This is a genomic window from Pedobacter sp. 10L46_2 (genome assembly GCF_056395165.1).
The window spans coordinates 1-20,092 of record NZ_JBFTIZ010000076.1; the positions used below are offsets into that span (position 1 = coordinate 1).

19 protein-coding genes are annotated in these 20,092 nt (G+C 38.0%); 11 read left to right on the top strand and 8 right to left on the bottom strand.

Annotated features, from left to right (window positions below):
* The first annotated feature begins 182 nt into the window (after positions 1-182).
* Both AC1DDX_RS10600 and AC1DDX_RS10605 read left to right on the top strand, forming a co-directional pair.
* Positions 183-1,067 (top strand): lysophospholipid acyltransferase family protein, encoded by an 885-nt coding sequence (locus tag AC1DDX_RS10600; RefSeq protein ID WP_288879352.1) that lies wholly within the window; start codon positions 183-185, stop codon positions 1,065-1,067.
* A complete protein-coding gene (locus AC1DDX_RS10605; RefSeq protein ID WP_477622026.1) occupies positions 1,068-2,012 on the top strand; it encodes a glycosyltransferase family 2 protein in 945 nt (314 codons plus the stop codon).
* A gap of 121 nt (positions 2,013-2,133) precedes the next feature.
* Here AC1DDX_RS10605 and AC1DDX_RS10610 read toward each other — a convergent pair whose 3' ends face one another.
* The gene (locus AC1DDX_RS10610) at positions 2,134-3,102 is read right to left on the bottom strand and encodes a M20/M25/M40 family metallo-hydrolase (RefSeq protein WP_172662977.1); all 969 of its coding nucleotides are present in this window, start codon (positions 3,100-3,102) and stop codon (positions 2,134-2,136) included.
* A 5-nt stretch (positions 3,103-3,107) separates the two neighbouring features.
* Positions 3,108-3,527, bottom strand: a complete 420-nt coding sequence (gene aroQ, locus AC1DDX_RS10615; RefSeq protein ID WP_288879354.1) for a type II 3-dehydroquinate dehydratase — start codon at positions 3,525-3,527, stop codon at positions 3,108-3,110.
* A gap of 44 nt (positions 3,528-3,571) precedes the next feature.
* Here aroQ and xerD point away from each other — a divergent pair, with 44 nt between their 5' ends.
* A complete protein-coding gene (xerD, locus tag AC1DDX_RS10620; RefSeq protein ID WP_172662979.1) occupies positions 3,572-4,471 on the top strand; it encodes a site-specific tyrosine recombinase XerD in 900 nt (299 codons plus the stop codon).
* Here xerD and prmC read toward each other — a convergent pair.
* A complete protein-coding gene (prmC, locus tag AC1DDX_RS10625; RefSeq protein ID WP_288879355.1) occupies positions 4,433-5,314 on the bottom strand; it encodes a peptide chain release factor N(5)-glutamine methyltransferase in 882 nt (293 codons plus the stop codon). The genes xerD and prmC overlap by 39 nt on opposite strands.
* Before the next feature lie 48 nt (positions 5,315-5,362).
* Here prmC and ribD point away from each other — a divergent pair, with 48 nt between their 5' ends.
* The 5 genes from ribD to AC1DDX_RS10650 all read left to right on the top strand — a co-directional run bounded on the left by ribD (position 5,363) and on the right by AC1DDX_RS10650 (position 9,135).
* Complete coding sequence (gene ribD / locus AC1DDX_RS10630) at positions 5,363-6,418, top strand: bifunctional diaminohydroxyphosphoribosylaminopyrimidine deaminase/5-amino-6-(5-phosphoribosylamino)uracil reductase RibD (protein ID WP_288879356.1); 1,056 nt, start codon at positions 5,363-5,365, stop codon at positions 6,416-6,418.
* Positions 6,415-7,281 carry an EamA family transporter gene (locus AC1DDX_RS10635; protein WP_337716261.1) on the top strand — a complete coding sequence of 289 codons (867 nt, stop codon included), beginning with the start codon at positions 6,415-6,417 and terminating at the stop codon, positions 7,279-7,281. Before ribD ends, AC1DDX_RS10635 begins: the two co-directional genes overlap by 4 nt.
* Positions 7,271-7,888, top strand: coding sequence for an IMPACT family protein (locus AC1DDX_RS10640; protein WP_172662983.1), 618 nt, complete (start codon positions 7,271-7,273; stop codon positions 7,886-7,888). The genes AC1DDX_RS10635 and AC1DDX_RS10640 overlap by 11 nt, the downstream gene beginning before the upstream one ends.
* Complete coding sequence (locus AC1DDX_RS10645) at positions 7,858-8,736, top strand: nucleoside phosphorylase (RefSeq protein WP_288879357.1); 879 nt, start codon at positions 7,858-7,860, stop codon at positions 8,734-8,736. The genes AC1DDX_RS10640 and AC1DDX_RS10645 overlap by 31 nt, the downstream gene beginning before the upstream one ends.
* A 78-nt stretch (positions 8,737-8,814) precedes the next feature.
* Positions 8,815-9,135 carry a hypothetical protein gene (locus AC1DDX_RS10650; RefSeq protein WP_048905347.1) on the top strand — a complete coding sequence of 107 codons (321 nt, stop codon included), beginning with the start codon at positions 8,815-8,817 and terminating at the stop codon, positions 9,133-9,135.
* Between the two features lie 74 nt (positions 9,136-9,209).
* Here the strand turns inward: AC1DDX_RS10650 and AC1DDX_RS10655 are convergent, their stop codons facing one another.
* Positions 9,210-11,441: a GH92 family glycosyl hydrolase gene (locus AC1DDX_RS10655; RefSeq protein WP_477622027.1), complete on the bottom strand. Its 2,232-nt coding sequence runs from the start codon at positions 11,439-11,441 to the stop codon at positions 9,210-9,212.
* A gap of 388 nt (positions 11,442-11,829) precedes the next feature.
* On the opposite strand from AC1DDX_RS10655, the gene mnmA reads away from it, so the two are divergent.
* The gene (gene mnmA, locus AC1DDX_RS10660; protein WP_477622028.1) at positions 11,830-12,921 is read left to right on the top strand and encodes a tRNA 2-thiouridine(34) synthase MnmA; all 1,092 of its coding nucleotides are present in this window, start codon (positions 11,830-11,832) and stop codon (positions 12,919-12,921) included.
* Positions 12,922-13,053: 132 nt separating this feature from the next.
* Here mnmA and AC1DDX_RS10665 read toward each other — a convergent pair whose 3' ends face one another.
* From AC1DDX_RS10665 to AC1DDX_RS10680, 4 genes are all read right to left on the bottom strand, one after another.
* Positions 13,054-14,076 (bottom strand): MAC/perforin domain-containing protein, encoded by a 1,023-nt coding sequence (locus AC1DDX_RS10665; protein WP_337716265.1) that lies wholly within the window; start codon positions 14,074-14,076, stop codon positions 13,054-13,056.
* A gap of 167 nt (positions 14,077-14,243) precedes the next feature.
* Entirely contained in the window at positions 14,244-15,191 is a 948-nt protein-coding gene (locus AC1DDX_RS10670) for a bifunctional metallophosphatase/5'-nucleotidase (protein WP_337716267.1), read from the bottom strand.
* Positions 15,169-15,933: a 5'-nucleotidase C-terminal domain-containing protein gene (locus tag AC1DDX_RS10675; protein WP_288879360.1), complete on the bottom strand. Its 765-nt coding sequence runs from the start codon at positions 15,931-15,933 to the stop codon at positions 15,169-15,171. Before AC1DDX_RS10675 ends, AC1DDX_RS10670 begins: the two co-directional genes overlap by 23 nt.
* 241 nt (positions 15,934-16,174) lie before the next feature.
* Positions 16,175-16,687 (bottom strand): glutathione peroxidase, encoded by a 513-nt coding sequence (locus tag AC1DDX_RS10680; protein WP_288879361.1) that lies wholly within the window; start codon positions 16,685-16,687, stop codon positions 16,175-16,177.
* Between the two features lie 244 nt (positions 16,688-16,931).
* Here AC1DDX_RS10680 and topA point away from each other — a divergent pair, with 244 nt between their 5' ends.
* On the top strand, positions 16,932-19,538 hold the full coding sequence (gene topA / locus AC1DDX_RS10685; protein WP_337716269.1) for a type I DNA topoisomerase: 2,607 nt from the start codon (positions 16,932-16,934) through the stop codon (positions 19,536-19,538).
* A 118-nt stretch (positions 19,539-19,656) separates the two neighbouring features.
* Complete coding sequence (locus AC1DDX_RS10690; RefSeq protein ID WP_172662992.1) at positions 19,657-20,061, top strand: hypothetical protein; 405 nt, start codon at positions 19,657-19,659, stop codon at positions 20,059-20,061.
* The last annotated feature ends 31 nt before the right edge of the window (positions 20,062-20,092 follow it).

A 20,092-nucleotide genomic window follows, 5' to 3' on the forward strand; every position in this document is an offset into this window, starting at 1 on the left:
GTATATTCTAGCTCTGTTTCTATAGGTCTGTTTAGGGAAATGCTCTTCCTTTTCAATCAAAAAGTTACCATCAAAGTCTTTTAAACCAGAAAAATAACTGATAGGTGGAAGATAAAAAAGTGGGAATATAGCTGAACTTTGCATCTGATAATTTATGTTTGCATTCTCAATTCGCCAAATTAATGATAAAAAAAAGCTTTTCTTCTACAGGAATATTTTTTTTGAACTTTTTGTCTCTGCTCCCAACCTCTTTGTTGTATTTCTTTGCGGCACTACTATACTATCCGCTATATTATATTCTAGGCTACCGTAAAAAAGTTGTTCGCCAGAACCTGGTCAATTCCTTTCCTCAAAAGAGCATTGAAGAGATTATTAAAATTGAGAAAGCGTACTACAGACACTTTACGCGGCTCGTTCTCGAAACAATAAAAATGGCTTCCATTTCTGAATCAGAACTTAAAAAACGTGTTAAGTTTAACAACCTTCAAATAGTAGAACAACACGTTAAAAATGGCCAAAGCATATTAGCGTGTACAGGGCATTACTGCAATTGGGAATGGGGTATGCTGGCGCTCAGTTTAACGCTTTGCCCCCAGAGCTACGTGATTTTTAAGCCAATCAACAATGAACTTTTTGACAGCTGGTTCTATAAAATGAGAACCAGATTTGGCAATCGGTTTATTGCTATGAAACAAACACTTAGAGTATTAGCATCTACCAGGAATGAGCTCACTATGTTTTGTTTTGCCAACGATCAAACACCTGTTGGACACGAAATACAATACTGGCTCCCTTTCCTCAATCAGCGTACACCTGTGTTACTTGGATTAGAAAAAATAGCCTTACAAACCAACAGGCCAGTAATCTATTTCAAAATGAAACATATAAAAAATGGTTATTATGAGGTAGATTGCGAGACAATTTGCAACGACCCAAGTAAAACTACCGAACATCAAATTACCGACATGAGTTTCAATATCCTTGAAAATATGATCAATGAAAACCCCGCCTACTGGTTATGGAGCCATAGGCGATGGAAACACAATAAACACGAAAACGCAGGATAAATGGAACCAAGTGTAGCAGTAGTGATCTTGAATTGGAATGGGCAGGCTTTGCTTCAGCAATTTTTACCCGGTGTAATTCAATCTAAGTACGGTAATTTACAATTAATAGTTGGCGACAATGCTTCTACTGATAATTCAGTTGAGTTTGTTCGTACCAACTACCCTAATATCAGGATCATACAAAACGACGCCAATTACGGATTTGCAGAAGGATACCGTAAAATACTAGAGCAGGTAGATGCCGAATATTACGTGCTTTTAAATTCAGATGTAGAAGTTCCAGAAAACTGGATACAGCCAGTTATAGATATGATGCAAACGGACAGTAGTATTGCCGTTGCCCAGCCTAAAATAAAATGGCAAAAAAACAGAAAAGAGTTTGAATATGCCGGTGCAGCCGGAGGTTACCTTGATCTTCACGGATTTCCATTCTGCAGAGGCAGACTCTTTGAGACAGTTGAATCAGACTTTGGTCAGTACAACGATTCAAGTGAGATATTCTGGGCCAGTGGAGCTGCCCTCTTTATAAAAAGCAAGCAATGGAAAGAAGTTGGCGGTCTGGACCCTGATTTCTTTGCCCACATGGAAGAAATTGACCTCTGCTGGCGCTTAAAAAACCTCGGTTACAAGGTGGTTTACTGTGCCGATGCAGAAGTATACCATGTTGGTGGTGGAACTTTAAGCGCAAATAATCCTTATAAAACCTATTTAAACTTCAGAAATAACCTGATTATACTTCAAAAGAACCTGCCAATAGGCGATGCGTATTCAAGGATATTTATTAGAATGTGTATAGATTTTGTAGCCTGGATCCATTTTTTGCTACAAGGAAAAACAGATTTTGCTTTTGCCATTAACAAAGCCCATTTTCATTTCCTTAAAAGCCTATCAGCCCTTAAAACTGCCGTCATCCCGAGGAATCGAGGGATCTCTTGGCCATGCTAATTTGCTCGCAACTACTTACTGATCAAGAGATTTCTCCTATCGTCGAAATGACGGTGTGTGTAACAGCCATGGCGGAATGTTGTGCAATAACATCAACATCAACCCTTTTTCTACACCAATATCAATCCTTTTTCTCAGGAACAAACGATATTGCCCCTTCCCTGCTTGCTACACTCACAATTGCTTTGTAAATATAATCACAAACCAGTTTTTCACCGGCTATATTGATATGAGCAATATCATCCTCCGGCGTATGGTACTGAGGATGCCCTCCAGTATGAAAACCTAATACTGAAATGTTCTTTTTATAAAATGATACGTGATCCGAGCCACCAACATCATAAGCAATTACAATCGGGTTAATTCCCACCTGTGGGCCCAGACTTTTCATTAAATCCATACCACCATCAAAAGAAGCTGCACCACCCATATATAATTGCTTTTCAGCATTCATTCTGCCCACCATATCCATATTCAGCATCAGCTTAATCGCGGATAAAGGAATCAATGGATGCTCAACAAAATATTTGGATCCCAATAAACCTTGCTCCTCGGCACCAAAAGCAATTATAAGCACACTGCGTTTTAAATCTTTTCTGTTGGCCGACAATTTCTCTGCAATTTCCAGTAATGCAGCCGTACCACTCGCATTATCGTCGGCACCAAGGTGTATACCAACAGTATCCGGCTTTTTAGACGAAGGTCCACCCATTCCCAAATGATCATAATGTGCGCCAAGCACAATAAATTCATGCTTTAAAACCGGATCACTACCTTCAATAAAACCCACAACATTCTGGGTTTTAACTCTTGGGGTATCTGTCACCCCTTTTTTCACCCGTATTTTAGCAATAAATTCCTGAACATAACTACCATTAACAGGCTTAATACCAGCCTTTTTAAAGTCTTTAATCAGATAACTTACAACCTTTTTGTTTTCTTTAGTTCCAGGGAAACGGCCAGCCATTTTTGGCGAAGCAAGAAATGAGATATGACCCAGGATCTCTTTTTCAGTAACATCAGTTTGTGCAACAGCGCCAAAACCTATAGCCGAACAAACGGCCATCAATAAACAAATTTTAATCTGCATGCTTTCTAGCCCTTTAACAGACTTTCAATTGCCAGTCTGTAACCATCCATCCCAAATCCCGTTAATACGCCTCTACAGTTCTTACCTGTAAGTGAAACATGTCTGTACTCCTCTCTTGCATAAATATTAGAGATATGAACTTCAATTACAGGCGTTTTAATAGCTGCAATTGCATCAGCAATAGCTACAGAAGTATGCGTATAAGCACCACCATTAAGTACAATACCATCATAATCAAACCCAACCTCATGCAGTTTATTTACAAGCTCACCCTCAACATTACTCTGATAATAATCAATCTCAAAGATGCTATACATTTCACGCAATTGCGGAATATATTGATCAAAGCTTAAATTTCCATAAATACCAGGCTCCCTAACCCCTAAAAGGTTTAAATTTGGGCCGTTAATAATTTGTATCTTCATCAGTTCAAACTTAAAGCTAAAAACTTACATCAGAAAATTTTTGTGTGATTAATAACCCCTACTTAAAATCGTTTAAAGACTATCTAAAACTGGAGCGCTCGCTGTCCGGCAACTCTATTGATGCCTATCTTACCGATATCGATAAGTTGTTCCAGTACTTCGACTCTATAAATAAACACACTAATTTAAAGGATGTTACAAGTAACGACTTAAAGTTATTTATCACATGGATAAATGAACTCGGAATGCTCCCAAGCACACAAGCCAGAGTAATATCGGGCCTAAAGTCGTTCTTTAGTTTCCTTTTATTGGAGCAGATCATTACTATAGATCCTACAGCCCTGTTAGAATCACCCAGGTTATCACGTAAGCTACCTGATACGCTCAACATTATCGAAATCAACCAATTAATTGAGGCCATAGATGCATCCAAACCAGATGGGATGCGAAACAAAGCAATCCTTGAAGTACTCTACGGATGCGGACTAAGGGTTACAGAACTTATCAGTTTAAGAATATCCAATATACATTACGAAAGCGAGTACATAAAGGTAATTGGAAAAGGAAATAAAGAGCGTATAGTGCCAATTGGGGCCAGTGCCTTAAAATTCATTAAAATCTATATAGAAGAATCCAGGGTACATATTAGCATTAAGAAAGGATTTGAAGACTACATCTTTCTAAATCGTGGCGGAACCGGTTTATCAAGAATCTCCGTTTTTACCATGATCAAAGCTTTAGCTTTAAAGGCGGGAATAAAAAAAAGCATCAGTCCACATACCTTCAGGCATTCATTTGCTACCCATTTAATAGAAGGCGGTGCCGATTTAAGAGCGGTGCAGGAAATGCTGGGTCATTCAAGCATTACTACCACCGAAATCTATACACATCTGGATAGAGATTATCTAAAAGGAATCATTACGGAGTTTCATCCCCGAAGCTAAAACCATCCTGTCTTTGCCCTGCATATCTTTTCTTAACTCTATGTTTATAAATGATTTATCAGATAACATTTGTACTGTCTCTTTACCTAAATATTCATTAATCTCGAAACACAAAAGACCATTCTCATTCAAATTACGAAGTGCAAATTCTGCAATTGCCTCATAAAATATCAAAGGCTCTTCATTAGATACAAACAGGGCTAAATGAGGCTCGTTTTCCAATACATTTTTATGCATAGCCTTTTGCTCTTCCATTGTAATGTAAGGTGGGTTACTCACTATCACATCGTACATTTCAGTACTTTTATAGCTCAGAATATCCGCATGAATAAAGTTAATTTCAGCATTATTTAGCTGCGCATTCTCGCTGGCAATTGCCAAAGCACTTTCTGAAACATCAATAGCACTTACTTTAAAGTTATCCAGGTTCTTTTTCAGTGAAATGGCGATACAACCGCTCCCGGTACCAATATCCAAAATACTACCATTCTTAAGCGTTTTAGACTGATCTGAACCACATCTTTCTATAACCCAATCAACCAGCTCTTCTGTTTCCGGTCGCGGAATCAATACAGCGCCACTAACTTTAAAAGTTAAACCATAAAAAACAGTATCCCCAATAACATATTGCAAAGGCTCACCGGTTTTCAATCTGCTCAATGCCAGTAAATACTCATTATACTTAACATCCTCTATTTCAGCATCTGCATTTAGCATCAATTGGCTCCTATTGAAACCAGAAATATGCTCCACAGTAATATTGAAAATAGAAATTATTTCCTGTTCATCGTAAATGGCTATTAACTCATTCGTAAAATGATGCAATAATTGCTTTAAATTCATGCTATGCAAAAGTAAGTAAATCGAACAATATACCTTACTTTTGCTGTAATGACAGACCAACTATATATGCAACGCTGCCTTGAATTGGCAAAAATGGGAATCGGAAGTGTTAGCCCAAACCCACTTGTAGGATGTGTAATAGTAAATAATGGTCAAATAATTGGCGAAGGATACCACAAAAAATTCGGCGAAGCCCATGCAGAAGTAAATGCCATAAACGATGTTCTGAAAAACCATCGCGATAAAGCAGCCGAATTGCTATCAAATGCAACAGCTTACGTAAGTTTAGAGCCCTGCGCTCACTTTGGCAAAACCCCTCCCTGTGCAGATCTGCTCATTAAACACCGAATAAAAAAGGTTGTTATCGGTAATACAGACCCATTTGCAGATGTAAACGGAAAAGGAATAGAAAAGCTGCAAAATGCGGGTATTAAAGTAGAAACAGGCATTCTGGAAAACGAATGCAGGTACCTTAACCGTCGCTTTTTTACCAGGATAAAGCAACAACGTCCATTCATAATTCTTAAATGGGCTACAACAGCAAACGGATACTTTGCACCAAAAAACACTGTACAACAATGGATAAGCGGTCCACTTTCAAAAAAACTGGTACATAAATGGCGAACCGAAGAAGACGCCATACTTATTGGAAAGCAAACCGCAATTGCCGATAATCCTCAATTAAGCGCCAGAGAATGGCCCGGTAAAAACCCGGTAAGGATACTTATTGACCGCAATCTGCATGTTCCTGCCAATAACCACATATATAATAACAGCGCAAAAACCATCGTTATAAATGAAGTAAAAACAGAAGTACAAAACAATGTTCACTTCATTCAGATGGAAGATATGCAGTACTACCTGCCACAAAAAATAGCTTTCCAGCTGTATCTTATGGATATCCAATCTGTCATTATTGAAGGCGGAGCAAATATCCTTAACCAATTTATTCAGGGCAATTTATGGGATGAGGCAAGAGTTTTCACCTCTGCCACCTCTTGGTCAGACGGCATCGCATCTCCTGTAATCAATGGAATAATAACAGAAGAACACTACGTAGAAAAAGACAAATTAACTATCTATCAAAATAACCAAAACAAATGATTTACCTGCTAATAAGCATTTTTTGCAGCGTTACTGTTGGCGTACTACTAAAGTTTGCCAAAAGATATAAAATCAATATCCTTCAGGCAGTTACGTGGAATTACCTCTTTGCTATTGGCTTAAGTATTTTCTTTTTTAAACCCAGCTTCAAAGACCTTGCCTCCACTTCACATTACGATATTTATTTAGGTCTTGGAATCTTGCTGCCACTTATTTTTTGGTTCCTTGCAGGTTCAATCAGAAACATTGGCATCGCCAGAACAGACATTGCACAGCGATTATCCTTATTTATTCCAATCCTGGCCTCCTATTTCCTATTCAAAGAACACTTTACCATCACTAAAATCTGCGGACTTGCTATTGGCTTTGTAGCCATATTTTTTACTTTACATAAGAAAACAACGCAAAGAATTACCATTGGCAGCTGGTTTTACCCGCTTGTAGTTTTTGTAGGTTTTGGGATAATAGACATACTTTTTAAGCAGGTTGCACAGATCAAATCAATACCTTATACTACTTCATTAACCATCGTCTTCATCTTAGCTTTTACCATTTCAATTGTTGCCATCCTATATTTCAGGGCATTCAAAAACCAAAAGCTGGAACTGGTTAACTTCCTTTGTGGCTGTGTGTTAGGCTTCTTTAACTTCTTCAATATCCTGTTCTACCTTAAAGCGCATGGTGCAATGGCACAAAACCCATCAACCGTATTTGCCAGTATGAATATGGGTGTAATTATCCTGGGCAGCCTTATCGGAATATTTGTTTTCAAAGAAAAACTAAACAAATTGAACTACTGGGGTCTGTTTTTAGCGCTGGCCGCCATTATTTTAATAACACTATCTAAGATTTATGCTATTTGATGACACCTATAAAACCATATCCGCTGCTTCCGAAGGGGTTTTTAAGGATAAAGGAAGCAAATTTATTGCTTATGCATACCCCATACGTTCTGATGAAGAAGTAAAAAATATACTTCAAAATCTTCGGTCAGAACATCCAAAAGCACGTCATTTTTGCTGGGCATTGCGTTTAAGTCCTGATAGAAGCGTATTCCGAATTCAAGATGATGGCGAGCCATCTGGCACAGCCGGCAGACCTATTTTAAACACACTGCTCTCGGCTGATATAACAAATATCCTTATTGTAGTGGTAAGGTATTTCGGCGGCACTTTACTCGGTGTACCCGGTTTAATTAACGCCTATAAAACTGCTGCTGCAGAAGCAATTAAAGAAGCCAATGTTGTAGAAAAAACACTAAACGATATTTACGAAATCACCTTCGATTATCTGGCTATGAATGATGTAATGCGCCTAATGAAAGACGAGCAGTTGAACATCCTTAATCAAAATTTTGACAACGCTTGTGTGATACAGTTTGAGGTAAGAAAGGCAAATTTAAATACAGTATTAGGTAAATTAGATAAGATTGAGAACATATGGGAAATAAAATATCTGAAGCAGACCTGATTATTAATCAGGATGGTACCATCTACCACCTGAGCCTGCTGCCCGAAGACTTGGCTCAAACAGTAATTACAGTTGGTGATCCAGACAGGGTTTCTGAAGTTTCTAAACACTTCGATAGCATAGAGCTTAAAAAAGGAAAACGTGAATTTATAACCCATACAGGTTATTTAGATAAAAAGCGCATTACCGTAATTTCTACAGGCATTGGAACAGATAACATCGACATCGTTTTTAATGAACTTGATGCCCTTGTAAACATTGATTTTGAAAAGCGGGAAGTTAAAAAAGAATTAACCTCATTAGATATTATTCGCATTGGTACCTCAGGTGCTATACAGCCCGACATACCCATGGGAACCATACTTGCTTCTTCATTTGGCCTCGGACTGGATGCCTTAATGCAATACTACATTAATGAACTATCTGGTGATGAACATAGCATTCTAGATGCCTTTAAATCACGGTTTTCGCATATTAAAGGCATTACCCCTTACCTTACAGCCGCCGACAATGTATTGCTGAATACCATAGGAAGTGATATGGAAAAAGGAATCACAGTAACTGCTCCAGGTTTCTATGCACCACAAGGCAGACAGGTAAGAGCTAAGAATGCCATACCTGATTTTATCAATTTATTAAATAATTTTCAGCATAGTAACTATAGAATTACTAACTTAGAAATGGAAACCGCAGGAATTTATGCGTTGGCAAAAGCTTTAGGACATAAAGCCCTGTCAGTAAATGCAATACTTGCAAGCCGGGTTAATTTCGAATTCAGTAAAAATCCGGCGGCAGTTGTAGACAAGGCGATAAAAATGGTTTTAGAGAAAATAATCAAACAAAAATAATGCGTCCAATGTTCATTCGGTATGATTAATGTACATTCAATAGAAATGTTTGGTCAATAGAATTAAATTAAGAATAATATGTTTGGGAAAATAAAAGAGAGATTCGTGCTATCTGTGGTAAATACTTCGCTTGCTGGTTACGAAGCGAAAGATTTAAATACCGGAAAAAGACTGATCTCTGTAATTGCGGGTGTATATATCTTACAAAAGGGAATCAGAAATATTCGTCAACATCCGTTTACTGGTATAGAAGAAGTAGCGCTGGGAAGTATCCTGCTGTATAATGCAGCAAGTGGTTTAAACAAAAAAATAATTAAAAAACCAACCGAAATATCGGATATAAGAAGAAATCAAATTCAGGGCAATGATCCGAGATCAGATGTGCCTGCGTTTGTTTAGAAATGAATTCAGCGATTAAACAGAAAAGGCCGATAGTTATATCGGCCTTTTCTGTTTAGCATTATTTAAAACCTTTATTTCTTAACCGGTTTAGATGTCATATAAAACGTCAGTTTCCCCCCACCCGTAATATCAGAATGCTTTATGGTAGTTCCAGCAAGTTGTTTTCCATTTAACAAAACCCTCTGAACATATACATTCTTATCACTTTGGTTTAAAGCTTCAACAGTAAATGTTTTTCCATTTTCAAGTGCTAGCACTGCATTTTTAACCGCCGGACTTCCTAAAGAATAATCTTCCGATCCCGGAGATACAGGATAAAAACCTAAAGAAGAAAACATATACCACGCACTCATTTGTCCACAATCATCATTACCACCAAGTCCATCAGGTGTTGGCTTATATTGCATTTTCAAAATCATGCGTATCTTTTCCTGTGTTTTCCACGGCTGCCCAATCCAATTGTATAAATAAGCCACATGGTGAGCAGGCTCATTCCCATGCACATATCCACCAATAATACCCTCTCTGGTAATATCCTCAGTTTCGGCAAAAAACTCATCCGGAAGATGCATAGAAAACAAAGAATCTAATCTTAATCCAACCTTTTTATTGCCACCCATCTGCTCAATTAAAGCTTTAGGATCCTGAGGTACAAAGAAACTGTAGTTCCATGTGTTACCTTCAATAAATCCCTGGCCATGAGTACTTAACGCATCAAATTCCTTTTTAAACGAACCGTCAGCCATTTTTGGTCTCATAAAACCAATCGACTTATCAAACACATTTTTCCAGTTTCCTGAACGTTTGGTAAACTCATCATAAACATCCGTTCTGTTTAACTTTTTAGCCAGCTTGGCAATACACCAATCATCATATGCATATTCTAATGTATTTGAAACCGACGTTCCGCTGCGCTCTGCAGGAATGTAACCCAAATCAATGTAATCACCTATCCCCTCGTAGTCGCGATGATTAGCAGTCGTTATACAAGCATCCAGTGCCTTGTTAGCATCACCATTATATACACCTTTAATAATTGCATCCGTTAAAACAGAAACACTGTGGTAACCACTCATACACCAGTTGTCATTTGCATAGTGAGACCATATCGGAAGCATTTTAAGCGCACTCTGATCATAATGAGCCATCATAGATTTTACAATATCGTTGTTTCTGGCAGGCTGCATAATGTTCAGGAAAGGATGCAGAGCACGATAAGTATCCCACAAAGAGAACGTGGTGTAGTTGTTAAAGCCATCGGCTTTATGTACGTTCTGATCCAACCCTTTATATTCTCCGTTTACGTCGCTATAGTTTGTTGGATTAATAAATGCATGATACATTGCAGTATAAAAATTAATCTTATCATCTTCAGAAGCATCAATTTTAATCTTGTTAAGCTCCTTATTCCACTCTGCCTGTGCCTGCTGTTTTACCTTATCAAAATCCCATCCCTGAGTCTCTGCCTGCATGTTTTCTAATGCATTGGCCTGACTAACCGGTGATAAAGCGAACTTTACCTTGATCTTTTCCTGCTCTTCAGTTTTAAAATCAAAATACATTCTGATACGTCTTCCCGCTATATCCTTATCGAAATTCTTTTGTCCATAAGAAACAAACGGTTTAGAAAATGACATAGCAAAATACACCGTGCGCGTACGTGCCCAACCATTAGTTTGTCTGTAACCCGTAATTAAAGTATCATTTACCACACGCACAAAAGTCCATACCGTTTTGTCGTCATAGTTATAAATGCCCGACATCAAATCCAGTATAATATGCGATTGATCTGACTTAGGAAATGTATACTGATGCATACCTACCCTATTAGTTGCGGTAAGTTCAGCTAAAATATTGTCATCGTCTAGTTTAACCTTATAATATCCGGCCTCTGCAACCTCATTATCATGAGAAAATGCCGATCTAAACCCTGATTTAGGATCATCCGCTGTACCTGGATTTAATTGAAGTTTTCCTTGAGTTGGCATAATCAGGAAGTCACCCAGATCAGAGTGTCCCGTTCCGCTAAAATGTGTGTGGCTAAATCCTACAATCGTTTTATCCTCATACTTGTACCCTGCACAATACTTATAAACGTCGCCATTATACTTGCCGTTCAATTCGTACGACAAAGTATCAGTATCAGGGCTTAGCTGAACAGATCCAAAAGGAACCGTAGCTCCTGGATAAGTATGTCCCATTTTTTGTGTTCCAATAATTGGTTTCACATATTTTACCAGGCTTTGCTGCGCATTTACTAGCACCGGAGCCGATAAAAAGCAGTACAGGAGGATTTTTTTCATATTTAACTTTAGTTCTATTTTTTTATGATTGTCTAAGGTATAAAAAAATCATACAAAAAACAGCTTTTTCAGTCTTGCTATAACGTTTGATCAAAATATTTCTCACTATGCTTTAACCATCTACCATCCATACCTATCACCCCTTAACTCTCTTCCTAACTAAACCTCCCTTCCTCTCCTCCCAATTCGGCTAAAATTCAGTGTCGGGAAGAGGGCATCGGAACCATTTGCGCCCTTCAGCGCAATTTGTTCCAGCCCGAAAACCGATCACTTAATTTTACTTTGACAACCTATTGACGTCTCAATTAAAAAATTCCCATTAAAATCACTTACTTTTGCATCTTATTTCTAATCACCGGGCTTTGAACCCGAGGCAGTATTAAATAAAATGAGTAAAAAAGGAAGAATATTAGTCGCCATGAGTGGCGGTGTCGACAGTTCAGTAGCCGCAGTAATGCTACACGAGCAAGGTTATGAAGTTATTGGGCTTACCATGAAAACATGGGACTATGCCACATCAGGCAGCAGCAGTAAGGAAACAGGTTGCTGCAGTTTGGATAGCATAAACGATGCCCGAACGCTTGCCGTAAACTATGGCTTCCCACATTACATCCTTGATATTCGCGACGAGTTTGGAGATTTTGTAATCGACAACTTTGTTGATGAATACCTTGCCGGCCGCACTCCAAACCCATGTGTATTGTGCAACACCCATATCAAATGGGAAGCACTATTAAAACGTGCCAACAAACTGGATTGCGAATTTATTGCAACCGGACATTACGCGAACATCCGACAACAAGATAGCGGTCGTTATGTAATCTCTAAAGGAAAAGACGAAAACAAAGACCAATCATATGTACTGTGGGGAGTTTCTCAGGAAAACCTTGCACGTACACAATTCCCTTTAGGTTCATTTGCCAAATCTGATATCAGACAAATGGCTTTAGATATGGGACAGGAAGAACTTGCTAAGAAAAGTGAAAGCTACGAAATCTGTTTTGTACCTGACAATGATTACCGTGCTTTCTTAAAACATAAAGTTGAAGATTTAGAAGACAGAGTTGCTGGTGGTAACTTCATCACTAAAGACGGAATGGTAGTTGGTCAGCATAAAGGCTACCCTTTTTACACCATTGGCCAACGTAAAGGACTTGGATTTGCGTTCGGCGAACCAATGTTTGTAACCCAAATCATGCCTGAAAGTAATACAGTAGTACTTGGAAGAGCCGAAGATCTGGAAAGAAACGAGGCMCTTGTACGCAACGTTAACCTGGTAAAATACGGAAGTATTTTAGAGCCAATGGATAACGTGGTTACTAAAATCCGATATAAAGATGCAGGTATGTTAAGCACTATTGTTCAGGAAAAAGACAAAATGCGCGTAGTATTTGATCATAATGTATCAGCAATTGCACCCGGCCAATCAGCAGTTTTCTATGAAGGAAACGATCTGTTAGGCGGCGGTTTCCTTTGTTAAAAGACATAAAGGTCGTCATCTCGAGGCAACGAGAGACCTCTTGACTACAAAGCAGCTACAAATTGCATAACCAAGAGATCTCTCCTATCGTCGAGATGACGATGCAGACCGTCATGATTCAGTACCTTAAATTTAATTTGTCAATTTAGCCGCTTTAGAGGCAAAATATTGTTCGAGATAAGATTTTACCTCAGCTTTTTTTACGCTATCATCAATAAAGCTATCAAGCGGTACCAAACCATTGTCATAAGCAAAAATAAACTGTGCATTATCTTCTGTATTAGCCGAAAGCCAGTTTGTAATATTCACTATTTGCCTATTATTTATAGTTTCGATTTTCAATTTGCTCATATCGCCGCCAGTAGAGCTAAAGTAGATCTGGGCCGAAGAATTTGCATTTAAGTTCCGTAAATTCACATCATCCAAACCGCCAGTTGGTAAACCAAATGTCCGTTTCACAGCATAACGTAATCCCTCCTTAATGATAGATTGTCTATTTTCCCCCTTAGCTTCTGCCTGATAAAAGACGTCTAATTTAGCACCCATTCTCACCCCTTTCAGAACATGAGTTCCATATTTATGAACAAGCTCCTGAGCACTTAATAAAGTAATATCTCTCTTAAAACCAGATGTTAAAGAATTATTTAAGGACTGCCAATCATGAAACTTGCATCTTTTAAAAATCCAGTAAAGGCAATAATGTCCATAAACATACTTTTTATCAGTAACAAAGGTTCCAGGGAATGTATTTTCTACGGTGTTTCCAAAGAGTCTCAAACCTTGAGTGTCTTGAAACGAATTGGAAAATCTTTCTGATAAATCTACTGCATTATCCGCTTCGATAGTTTTCCATGAACCCTCTCCGGCTCTATCTATGTTAATTTTAGAAAATTCAGCAGCAGTATAAGCTTCAACATCAACTACGCTTGCTCTTATAGAAGCCTGGTTATTGAACTTATCTGTAGCATCATATCCAAATCCTAAAAAATTATAGGTTTCAGATGGCTGATATAAGGGTTGAGTCTCTTCAGTTGCTCCGTTAACTACCAGTTCAATATCTGGTGATAATTTCTCTTCAATTATGATTTCTTCAGATTTTTTCTTGCACGAGGCAAACGTGACAACGACTACCATAAATAGAATTGCTTTTTTCATTTGGTTCAAATTTGTGTGTGTATTCTCGTCCTCAATTTTAACGCCATTTTTACAGAAAAAATTAAAAATAGCGTAAATATCAGTAAAAAAATAGATACACATTAAACTACCAGAGGAATATGATTTCTCTTTAGAAAAAAAACAGATCGTAAATATACAAATAGATGCTAAGCTTCCAATTTATTTGAAATCAGATAAGGTGAAGCCTTTTTTAACTTTTTACCTTTATATCTTTCAAAATAATAATCAACCCTACCCAGGTTAATACCAGCAAAACCAACCTGATTTATAGTAGTTATTGCCCCGCTTAAATTCTGCACATCTTCTGGCTGATCCATAAAAGTATGCGTATGCCCACCAATTATCAGGTCGATACTCTTATTGTTTTTCGCTAAAATCTGATCGGATACTTTATCAGTATTATACTTGTAACCCAAATGAGACAAGCAAATTACCAGATCACACTTAAAGTCATTCTTTAATACATCAGCTATTTCATTAGCCTTTGCAACTGGATCTAAGTAAACTGTATCACCATAGTTTTTACCTTCAACCAGACCATGCAATTCTATCCCAACTCCAAAAACACCGATCTTTAGTCCATCCTTCTTAAATACCTTATACGGAAGGATCGATTTATTTAGTATTGTATTAGAGAAGTCGTAATTACTGCTGAGAATAGGAAAGTTGGCATGAGGAAGTTGCTTATAAAACCCCTCCATACCATTGTCAAAATCATGGTTACCCATGGTTACCGCATCATAACCCATTGCGGTCATCAGCTTAATTTCAAGCTCACCGCCAAATTTGTTGAAGTATGGCGTACCTTGAAAAATATCACCGGCATCAAACAACAACACGTTTTTCTCTTCACTTCTTATCCTTTTGATCAGGGCCGATCGCCGGGCAGTACCACCCAAACCTTCATATTTAGATCCATCAATAGGAAAAGGTTCTACCCTGCTATGAACATCGTTAGTATGCAAAATGGTAAGCTTTGTTACCCCTCCTGCAGCCTCAGCTTCAAACGCATTTAAGTTTAAGGCCAGAGCCGCTGCAGCAATACCACCGGTTCTTAGAAAATCTCTGCGGTTAGTTTTTAGTAATTCTTCCATCTAATTTTGGATTAATTGTTTTGCCAGCGGCCTCAGCTTCTTTAACGTAATTCATCAGTGCATCGCGTACTTTAAGACCTATAACCTTTGTATCTGTCGCATTTTTAAAAGCAGGAACATTGTCGCCACCCCCACCAATATAATCAGATGTAAGTACTCGGTAGGTTTTGTTTACATCAAAAGGTTTACCGTTTACAAGTACATCTACAGGTTTCTTATCTACTATTTTTATTTGTAAACGGGCCACAGGCTGTCCGTTGGTAGAAGCAATAAAGTCCAGGATCTGTTTAACATCAGTACCTTTTAGTGTAAAAATCATGAGTTGATTTTCAAAAGGCATCAGCTCAAACACATTAGAAACAGTAACGTTGCCTTTAGGAAAATCTACCCTTAAACCTCCTTTTGTGGATGGCAATGCAAAATCAATATTCTGATCATATTTAAGGGCCTGTTCCAAAACAGCATCAGAAAAGAAATTGCTAAGCAAGCTTTCAGGTAAGGTGTCGCTGCTTTTTTTAGACATCTGCGCTGCAGAATGACCAATTACTTTATTCATTTCAGCCTCAAGTTGAACTTTATAGGGCAAATAGGTTTTTATAATAGAGCTGTCTACCGCAAGCTCCTTATTAACATTGTATTCTGCACGATTGGTCTTTACCAGTTTGTATCCTGATGAGCAGGAAGCCACTAAAAGGGCAACTGATAGCGCTAAATAATTCCGGAATGATTTGATATGATCCATACTTATTTTGGTACAAAAGTACGGCAAACATTAGAATATGGTGTAAAAATATAGTGATAATAGTGTTAAATAATACAGCCCGTATCATGGTTTAATACAGGCTGTGTTTATCTGATTCGTTTTACGCGTCTCTCGTCATCCTGAAATTATTTCAGGATCCCGGACATGACATTAAAAACCTGCTTAAACGAGATCCTGAAATAAATTCAGGATGACGAGGGGCAGATGATGGGTTCCTACCCTACAAATTCTTTGTAATCGCTTCATCTAAAGGTTTAACTTTAGAGCGGAAGCGGTGTACCAACTGACCTTTTTCATTAATCAGGAATTTTTCAAAGTTCCATTGAATATCACCTGTAAAATCAGGATTTTCCTGACTGGTTAAATATTTAAATAAAGGACTGATGTCATCTCCTTTAACACTGCTTTTTTCCGACAACAAGAAAGTAACATTATATTTTCCTGTACAAAATTCTTTGATTTCGCTATTTGTAGCCAATTCCTGACCGCCAAAATTGCCAGCCGGGAAACCTATTAAAACTACATTTTTACCATATTGTTTTTGTAGTTTTTCAAGATCTTCATACTGAGGCGTAAATCCGCACTTCGAAGCTGTATTTACAATAAGGATTTTTTTGCCCTTAAATTTCGAAAGCTTAATTTCCTTGCCATCAATGGTTTTAAAAGAAAAATCATAAACGCTTTTAGTTGGAGGCGTAAATAAAAGGCTTAACAGGATGAGTATTGTATTCATGGTTTTAAGTTTTTTTATACTCACGAAGTTAAGCACAAAAAAAATAGATAATTATATTATTTAAGTAAAATGTTTCAAACAGCTTTTATCTCGGTCGAATTAATTTAATGCCCTAAAAGCAGCATTCCGGCCATTGCTCATTATCAGGTAAAACAGGTCATTTTTAAATAAATTTGTTAGAAAAATTAGATCGGATTTTGAAATTAGGCTTATTTATAGCTTTATTTGCAGAAAAACGTTCTGAATGGCGAAGAATTTACTAATAGTTGAGTCACCTGCGAAAGCGAAAACCATTGAAGGGTATTTGGGCAAAGATTTCCTTGTTAAATCTAGTTACGGTCATATTCGTGACTTAATTAAAGGGGATATGGGGATTGATATCTCTAATAATTTTGCTCAGACCTATGAAGTTCCTTCTGATAAAAAGCAAGTTGTTGCCGAATTAAGAAAACTAGCTAAGGAAGCCGAAATGGTATGGCTAGCATCCGATGAGGACCGCGAGGGAGAAGCAATTTCATGGCACTTATTCGAAACTTTAGGACTTAAAGAAGCCAAAACAAAACGTATAGTTTTTCACGAAATCACTAAGCCTGCTATATTAAAGGCTATAGAAACTCCACGTACAATTGATTATAACCTTGTTCATGCACAACAAGCTCGTCGTGTGCTCGACAGATTGGTGGGTTTTGAACTTTCTCCGGTATTATGGAAAAAAATCAAGCCATCACTTTCTGCAGGTCGTGTACAATCGGTAGCGGTTCGTTTAATTGTAGACAGAGAACGAGAAGTAAATAAATTTAATGCTTCAGCAGCATTTAAAATAACAGCACAGTTTTCAACCGGAAAAGGTAAGGAAATTGTAAAAGCAGAACTACCTCAGCGTTTTGAGAAAGAATCAGATGCAGAACAGTTTTTAACAGACTGTATCAATGCTGGTTTTTCGGTTGATAGTTTGGAGACAAAACCTGCAAAGCGTAATCCTGCAGCTCCGTTTACCACTTCTACCTTGCAGCAGGAGGCTTCCCGCAAACTGGGTTACTCCGTTTCAAGAACAATGCAGATCGCTCAGAGGCTGTATGAAAGTGGACGCATTACTTATATGCGTACCGATTCAGTGAACTTATCGGAAACCGCATTACAAGCTGCTGCAAGTGAAATAAAATCTGCCTATGGCGATAAATATCATCACTTACGAGTATATAAAACTAAATCTGCAGGTGCACAAGAGGCTCACGAGGCCATCCGCCCTACTTATTTTAATCACCATACTGTACCAGGCGACAGCTCTGAACAACGTTTATATGAGTTGATTTGGAAACGCGCCATTGCTTCACAAATGAGTGAGGCTTTGTTTGAAAAAACAACAGCTCAGATCGGCATCAGCACTCGTAAAGAGAATTTGATTGCAGAGGGTGAGGTTTTGAAATTTGATGGTTTCTTAAAGGTTTATCTTGAATCAAGCGATGATGAGGATGTTGAAGATTCAGAAGGTAACAGCATGTTGCCACCATTGGTAAGAGGTCAGGAACTGACTTTAAAAGAGATGAATGCAACTGAGCGTTTCTCCAGACCACCGGCAAGATATACTGAGGCTAGTTTGGTTAAAAAACTGGAAGAGCTTGGTATCGGCAGACCATCTACTTATGCGCCAACTATTTCAACCATCCAAAACCGTGGTTATGTGGTTAAGGAAGATCGTGATGGCCGTCAGCGTTCATTTAGTTCTATTGTTTTAAACAATGGTTCTGTTAAAAAGCTAATTAAAACGGAAATAACAGGTGCCGAAAAAGGTAAATTATTCCCTACAGATATAGGCGAAGTTGTGAATGACTTCCTGGTTGAACATTTTAAAGGAATCGTAGATTTTAACTTTACTGCGAATGTAGAAAAGGAATTTGATGAGATTGCACAGGGTTTACAGGAATGGACAAAAATGCTTCACTCCTTCTATACTCCTTTTCATATTGAGGTTGAAACTACTTTAGAAACAGCCGACAGAGCTAATGGTGAACGTTTATTGGGTATTGATCCGGTAAGTGGTAAAAATGTATATGCTAAAGTTGGTAAATTTGGCCCGCTGGTTCAAATTGGTCAGAATGACGACGAAGAAAAACCTCGTTATGCGAGCTTATCTAAATCGCAATCTGTAGCAACTGTTACTTTAGAAAGTGCTCTGGAGCAATTTAAATTGCCTTTTCAGCTTGAAGATTATGAAGGTAAAGAGGTTTCTGTTGGTGTAGGTCGTTTTGGTCCGTATGTTAAATGGGGCGATGCTTACATCTCTGTTCCTAAAAATGAGGACCCTTTATCGATAGATAGAGATCGCGCAATAGAGATTATTGGCGAAAAAATTACTGCCGATGCTCCTGTTGCTCATTACCAGAGCTTACCAGTTACTAAAGGAAAAGGCAGATTCGGTCCGTTTATTAAATGGAATGATTTGTTTATCAATGTTCCTAAGGCTTATAATTTTGATAACCTTAAACAGTCGGACATTGAAGAACTGATTGGTAAAAAGTTAGAAAAAGAAGCAAATAGATTTATTCAGCAATGGGCTGAAGAAAAAATTGCGATAGAAAATGGCAGATGGGGCCCTTTTATCCGTTTCGGCAAAGAAATGCTTAAGCTGCGTAAAAACCCGGCTACTAATGATAAATATACTCAGGAGGAATTAGAAGTAGTTTCTTTAGATGAGGTTAAAAAATTGATAGTTGAGCAAGTGCCTAATGCTTTTGAACCTAAAACCAAGAAAGCTGCAGCAAAGAAAGCTGCAGCAAAGAAAACTGGTACCACTGCAAAGAAAACAGCAACTAAAGCACCTGCAAAAAAGAAAGCAGTAGCGAAGAAGTAGGTGTACGCCTGTCATAATTAATACACCCGTCATCTCGAACATCGTGAGAGATCTCTTGTTCAGATATAGTTCAAGAGATCTCTCACGATGTTCGAGATGACGATTTGCATAATTTAACATGAAAAAAGACCTTCCTGAAAATATAGTTGAAGATGTTGCAATGGCCGTAGTGCTAAAAAACGAAAGCCCGGAAGTAAAAAACTGGACCGTTTACCTGATCAATCTTAAAGATATCCCGCTTGACAACGTATTAATCAGCTCTAAGGGTTATGGAGAAAAAGACGGTAAAATGGTAAAAACATCGGTATTAAGACACTTCCTGGGCGATATTAAAGCGAAGTCTTTCGCCGGCGTAGAAGCTATTGATACCGAAGTATTTGGCTTAACAAATGAGTACTGGTTAAGCTATTACATCAACGGGGTCATCTACGATAAAAAGTTTATTTTCCTTCCAGAAAGTATTGTAGATGAAAACCTAATCCGTGTTCCCCTAGTTAATATGCCGGGCGTAATGATTAAATAGCCACCTGCAAGTATTCCCACAACATTTTTCT